This window comes from Flavobacterium sp. I-STPP5a, from assembly GCF_009764685.1.
Taxonomy (GTDB): domain Bacteria; phylum Bacteroidota; class Bacteroidia; order Flavobacteriales; family Flavobacteriaceae; genus Flavobacterium.
The window spans coordinates 91,351-97,943 of sequence record NZ_VHLM01000023.1; the positions used below are offsets into that span (position 1 = coordinate 91,351).

Here is a 6,593-nt window from a genome sequence, read left to right on the forward strand (position 1 = left end):
TTAAAGATCTTGTGCGTTGGCAATAAGCTCAGCTATATCCATTACTTTAACATCACTTTCTCTTTCTTTATTTTTAATACCATCAGTCATCATGGTATTGCAAAATGGACAACCCGCAGCAATAATATCAGGAGTAGTTTCAAGAGCGTCTTCGGTTCTTTCTATATTGATTTCCTTATCTCCGTTTTCAGCATCTTTGAACATTTGTGCTCCACCAGCACCACAGCAAAGTCCATTAGCTTTTGATCGCTTCATTTCAACAAGAGCGGCATCAAGTTTTGCGATCAAATCTCTAGGAGCTTCATAAACGTTATTGGCTCTACCCAAATAACAAGGATCGTGAAAAGTAATACGCTTTCCTTTAAATTGACCACCTTCAATAGTAAGCCTACCATCGTCAAGTAGAGATTTTAAAAATTCTGTATGATGTATCACTTCATATTGCCCTCCTAGTTCTGGATACTCATTTTTGAGAGTATTAAAACAATGCGGACATGCAGTAACTATTTTTTTTGCTTCATACGCATTCAAAACTTCAATGTTCATCATGGCTTGCATTTGAAACAAAAACTCGTTTCCAGCTCTTTTAGCCGGATCTCCAGTACAACTCTCTTCGGTTCCTAAAACAGCAAAAGAAACATTGGATCTATTTAAAATTCGAACAAAAGCTTTAGTGATTTTTTTTGCTCTATCGTCAAAACTTCCTGCACAGCCCACCCAAAATAAAACTTCTGGCTGTTTTCCTTGAGCTAACATTTCGGCCATAGTTGGCACTATTAAATTTTCTGACATACTATTTTATTAATTCGGTTAGGTGATAATTTATGTTTGTATTATTAAAAATACAACGATGAATACTGTATTGACAGGTTATTCATTTTTCCAATTTAATCTATCTTGTTGATTGTATTGCCATGGTGCACCGTTATTTTCAATATTTGTCATCATAGCATTTAATGGCATTGGTGCGGCACTCTGTTCCATTACTAAATAACGTCTCATATCCATAATTATAGATAATGGACTAATATTTACCGGGCACTCTTCAACACAAGCGTTGCAAGATGTACAAGCCCATAATTCCTCGGCTGTAATATAATCATTTAACAATGACTTATTGTCTGGCACAAAAACACCTTTGTTTGCATCTATATTTTTACCTACTTCCTCAAGACGATCTCTTGTATCCATCATGATTTTTCTTGGAGATAATTTTTTTCCGGTAGTATTTGCAGGACATGAAGAAGTACATCTGCCGCATTCTGTACAAGTGTAAGCATTCAACAACTGAACCCAGTTTAAATCTTGCACATCGCTAGCGCCGAATTTACTTGGAACAGCGTTTGGATCAACAGGAGCTGCAGCAAAAGGATCAGCATTTGGATCCATCATTAATTTCACTTCATTGGTAACCGACTGTAAATTATCAAATTTCCCTTGTTCATTCAAGTTTGCAAAATACGTATTTGGGAAAGCCAATAAAATATGAAGGTGCTTTGAAAAATAAAGATAATTCATAAAAATTAAAATCCCTACAATATGAACCCACCAGAATCCTTCAGACAATAACATCACCAATTCATTTGAAAGTCCATTAAAAACAGGCTCAATAAACTGACTTACTGGAAAAGATCCTGCTTTTATAAAATGTCCATAACCTCCTGGTACATTTTGTAAATGTAAATCAGAAGCATTCATTAATAGAAATAATGTCATTAAAACCACTTCAAAATACAAAATGTAATTCGCATCACTTTTAGGCCAGCCTTTTAAATCTGAACTTACAAATCGCTTTAATTTAATAATGTTTCTTCGGCTCCAAAAAGCAAATACAGCCACTAAAACTAAGACAGCCAGTATCTCAAATGAAGCAATTAATACATTATAAGTAGTTCCTAAAAAAGCAAAAACTCTGTGCGTGCCAAAAAGCCCATCGATAATAATTTCTAACAACTCAATATTGATAATTACGAAACCAATATAGACTATAATGTGTAAAATCCCTGCAATTGGTCTCTTGACCATTTTTGATTGTCCTAGTGCAATCATGGCCATATTTGTCCATCTTGCTTTTGGATTATCGGTGCGGTCAACAGCTGTACCCAAATTGATATTTCTTCTTATTTTTTTGATACTTACAAAAAAATATCCAAAACCTATTGCCAGTATTATGGCAAATAAAATATTGTCTAAGTAGCTCATTTTAATGTGTTTTTTACTTTATTTTAATAGAATCGTTTTGTGGTACTACATAAGGTTTATTTTTCTTTCCAAACACTGAAATATTTACATATCTAGTAGGATACAACCTAATATCTTGGAGAAGCAATTCTAACTCTTTAGTAGATGTTTTAATATTTTGATAAAAAGATTCATCCTTTAATAATTTACCAATAGTACCTTTTCCAGATTCTAGGTTACGCATAATTCCATCAACACGTCCTAGCGTCGCATTAAGATTTTTAACAGTTTTACCTAAGTCAGCTTTATTTAAAGAATCTGAAATTTTTGAAAAATTTCCTGAAACTTTATTTAAGTTAGTGACAACTCCATTTATTTGTGTTTTGTTTGTAGCCAATAAATCATTCACATTAGTGGAAAGTTTATGGAATTCAGATACAGTTTTGCTCAGTTCTGCAAGGGTTAATTTGATATCAGCTTGACCTTTTTGATCTAAAACATTATTTAATCCAGAAATTAATTTATCCGTATTGCCTAATAATTTTTCTAATTTTTCTTGCAGTGGCGCTAATTGATCCCCAACTTTATCGGTTAAACCAAGCTTAATGCCACTTTGTAAAAACTGACCTTCAACAGCTAATTCATTATCATTAAAATTTGGCACAATTGCAATTTGCTTTCCACCTATAAGACCTGGCTCGTAAATAGATGCAACACTTGTTTTAGATATTGGAAAATCAGTTTTTAATTGCATTTCAACTAGCAAAAAACCTGTTTTTTCATTAATTTTAATGCTATTAACTTTACCTATAACCAAACCGTTAAGGGTGACTGGTGCTGATGACGCAAGTCCTTCTACACTTTTATATTCTACAAAAAAAGTCTTATAGTCCGTAAATAAGTCTCTCCCTTTTAAAAAACTGTACCCCCAAATAAATAATAATATGGATGCAATTACTAAAATTGCAGTTTTAATTTCTCGTGATATTTTCAAAATTCAAGTATTTTTGACAAATTTAATATAAAATATTTGACTTGTTATAATAATTTAAGCGCTTCTTTTACACTAATCTTTTTTCCGTTCTGAAATGCTATTATATAAGCAGTTGTATATCCTTTTGATTGTGCCTTTTTTAAATTTCCTGTTGCAGTAGCATAAGAATTTGATTCCCCATAGAAATAAGTAAATAAATTTTGCGCACTAGATTGAACTGAAACATCTTTTAAACCTTTGAAATTATGAGGCTTTAATTCTAACTTTTTACTACCTACTGCAAATTGTATTTTAAAAACAACATTCGTCTTAGATTTTTTCGAATTTTTATCTGACAAAGCCTCTTTAACCGTTGAATTTTTATCTTTGGCAATGGATTTCTTTTTTGAAATATCTTTCAAATCACGATTGTCATTTGAAGAACTTGTATCAAAATATTCCTTTTTATAGGCTATAATAGCCGATGCGATTGCTTTAGCCATGTTTTTTTGCCCTTCCGCAGAGTTGAGATACAACCCCTCACTTTTATTACTTAAAAAACCCAGTTCAATTAAAACACTAGGCATATATGCTGCATCCAATACCCACAATGGGGTTTGTTTGATACCTCTAGATTTACGATTGAGTTTGTTTTTAAAATTACTTTCTATTTTTGATGCCAATTGAATACTCCGGTCTAGGTAATCTTCTTGCATAATTTTCAAACCTATTAATGTCTCTGGATTCTTTGGATCAAAACCTTTATAACTTCTTCTATAACCCTTTTCTAAAAGTATAACTGAATTTTCTTGTTTTGCAATTTCTAAATTTTCTTTGCTGCGGGTTATACCCATAACAAATGTTTCTGTACCATATGGCGCGGAATCTTTTACTGAATTACAATGAATGGAAATAAACAAATCCGCATGCAGACAATTGGCCTTGTGTGGTCGGTCTCTGAGTTCAATAAAAACATCCGATTTGCGGGTATGCACTACCTTTATATCCCTATCGTCATTCAATTGCTTTTCGAGTTGCATAGTCGTCTTTAGTGCAATTTCTTTTTCTATAAAGCCATGATGGGAATTCCCAGGATCCTTACCTCCATGACCAGCATCAAGGATAATAATAAATTTACCTTTAGATTGAGAGAAAACAGCTAAGCTTGCCATTAGAAAAAAAAAGACACATTTTGTTTTTATTTTTAAAACACTATGCAAAATATAAAAGATTTAAAATCATTAGCTTCCTTTTTTGGAGAATTTATTTAAGAGCATCTAGAACACTTACTTTTTCACCATTTTTGTAAGCAATTAAAAACGCAGAACTAAAACCTTTATCTTTTGCTACTTTTAGATCTTTTTTGGCTATTTCATAGTCTGTTGTATTTCCATATAAATACTTATAATATTTATTTTCGGTAATTACAGAAATGGCCTCTAGACCTTTAAACGTTTTTGAACTTGGATCTAAGTTGGTCAAACTAGCCATCAATTGTACTTTAAAAACCGGTAAGACACTACCATTAATCCCAGGCAAAACTTCAACTACATTAACTTCTGATTGTAAAACAGAAGTAGTTGGCGTTTCGATAATTTCATTAAGGGGCTTTTCTATTTTGTCTTGGGGTAATACTTCTTGTATGTTTTCAATTTCATTAGTCCCATAATATTCCGCTTTATAGCTAATAATTGCATCCGAAATAGCTTTTGCAATCTGGTTTTGTCCCTCTTCAGAGTTTAAAATATTACCTTCAATAGTGTTTGAAATAAATCCCATTTCAATTAAAACACGAGGCATATAAGCTTTATGTAAAACCATAAATGGAGCCTGTTTCACCCCTTCACCACGTATTTTTTTTCCTAAATTTTCAAACGCATCCTCCACTTTACTGGCAAGTGAAATACTGTTATCTAAATATTCTTCTTGCATTAAAGTCATACCAATCATCGTCTCAGGAGAGTTAGGATCAAAACCTTCATATTTTTGTTTATAATCCTTTTCTAGAGTTATTACAGAGTTCTCTTTCTTTGCCGCCTCTAAGTTTGATGACACTTTACTCAAACCCATCACATAGGTTTCAGTTCCGTCAGCTAGGGTATTTTTATTTGCGTTACAATGTATGGAAACAAAAATATTTGCATTAAATCTATTTGCGATATTGGCTCTTTCAATCAAATCAATAAAAACATCTGTTTTTCGCGTATAATTGACTTCCATATACGGAGTTGATTCTAAAATTTTACCTACTTTTAGTACAACAGCTAATGCAATATTTTTTTCGATCCTACCCTCATAAACTGCACCAAAATCATGTGCACCATGACCGGCATCTAGCGTTACCTTAAAGTTACTTGATTGACTAAAACCCAATAAGGAATTCATCAATAAAATAAAAGATACCATTAATTTATTATTACTTGAAAAAGACATGTTGTGATACGTTAATTTAATTAAAAGACTACAGTTATAAAATTATCGAGTTACTTACTTAATGACTACGATTTGCTTCCAACCCTGATGCGGATGTGAGACTAATCGTTTGAATATATTATCAAAAATAGAATCTTTGTAAATTGACCTGTTCAGTCGATAAAAATATTCATCTAAATATTTTTGGAGATGTTCCTTTTTGACGTGTGATTGAATCGTTCTTATTGCAGTTTTTACCTGATGAATAATAGTGTGCATTTCTTTGAAGTTTTTCCCAGGAACGCTTTTTTCTTGGACGATGTTATAGCTCTTTGCTATTATTTTGTAAGCTGTCCATTGGTCTGTTTTAATATTCGCATCTTTACTTATATGCTCGTCAAATAATGGTTTTATTGACTTTGCAGAATAATCATCAATAACATTTGCATAACCTCTTTTTATCTTTCCTTCATCTGTCAGCTCAACAGCACAAGCAACTTTTGCCTTTTTGCTATCGTAACTTCTACCTTGTTTTCCTGTTTCTTTTCCGCCAACTACAAATTCATCAACTTGTACATTTCCTGTCATTGGATACTGTTTTGAGGACTTCATCGCAAGTCTTACTTTTTGCATAAACAACCAAGAAGTCTTTTGAGTTATTCCATAGCGTTTTGCCGCTTGAGTTGAGGATATTGATTTGGTTGTACAAGTCATTTCAAAGGCAATACAAAATGCTTTTTGAATTCCAAATTTAACTCTATGAAAAAGAGTTCCTGCCGTTGCACTCTCTTTATATCTACATTTGGTACACTCTCTTTTATTGTGTTTTTCAAAATAAACATACTTCGTATTCTCGCAACGTTTACATCTATAGCCGTCTTTCCACTTCTCATTGGCTATAAATTCACGGCAACTTTGGTCGTCTGGGAATGTCTTTATGAACTCTAAAATATTCTCCCCCTGAAATATACTTTCCATATCCTTGTATTTACTATAAATATAAGTGTTTTTTAAGTAAGTAACTCTA

The 6,593-nt window shown here is 32.4% G+C and carries 6 protein-coding genes; all 6 read right to left on the reverse strand.

All coding sequences use genetic code 11. The features are described 5' to 3' along the window. Positions 1-792, reverse strand: coding sequence for a (Fe-S)-binding protein (locus FJV36_RS05880; RefSeq protein ID WP_158728301.1), 792 nt, complete (start codon positions 790-792; stop codon positions 1-3). 78 nt (positions 793-870) lie between these two features. Continuing rightward, the gene (locus FJV36_RS05885) at positions 871-2,202 is read right to left on the reverse strand and encodes a (Fe-S)-binding protein (protein WP_158728302.1); all 1,332 of its coding nucleotides are present in this window, start codon (positions 2,200-2,202) and stop codon (positions 871-873) included. Positions 2,203-2,215: 13 nt separating this feature from the next. Continuing rightward, positions 2,216-3,175, reverse strand: a complete 960-nt coding sequence (locus tag FJV36_RS05890; RefSeq protein ID WP_158728303.1) for an MlaD family protein — start codon at positions 3,173-3,175, stop codon at positions 2,216-2,218. A 44-nt stretch (positions 3,176-3,219) separates the two neighbouring features. After that, positions 3,220-4,326: an N-acetylmuramoyl-L-alanine amidase gene (locus tag FJV36_RS05895; RefSeq protein WP_158728304.1), complete on the reverse strand. Its 1,107-nt coding sequence runs from the start codon at positions 4,324-4,326 to the stop codon at positions 3,220-3,222. 91 nt (positions 4,327-4,417) lie between these two features. Next, positions 4,418-5,587 carry an N-acetylmuramoyl-L-alanine amidase gene (locus FJV36_RS05900; RefSeq protein WP_158728305.1) on the reverse strand — a complete coding sequence of 390 codons (1,170 nt, stop codon included), beginning with the start codon at positions 5,585-5,587 and terminating at the stop codon, positions 4,418-4,420. 54 nt (positions 5,588-5,641) lie between these two features. Next, entirely contained in the window at positions 5,642-6,544 is a 903-nt protein-coding gene (locus FJV36_RS05905; protein ID WP_158728025.1) for an IS1595 family transposase, read from the reverse strand. Positions 6,545-6,593: the final 49 nt, after the last annotated feature.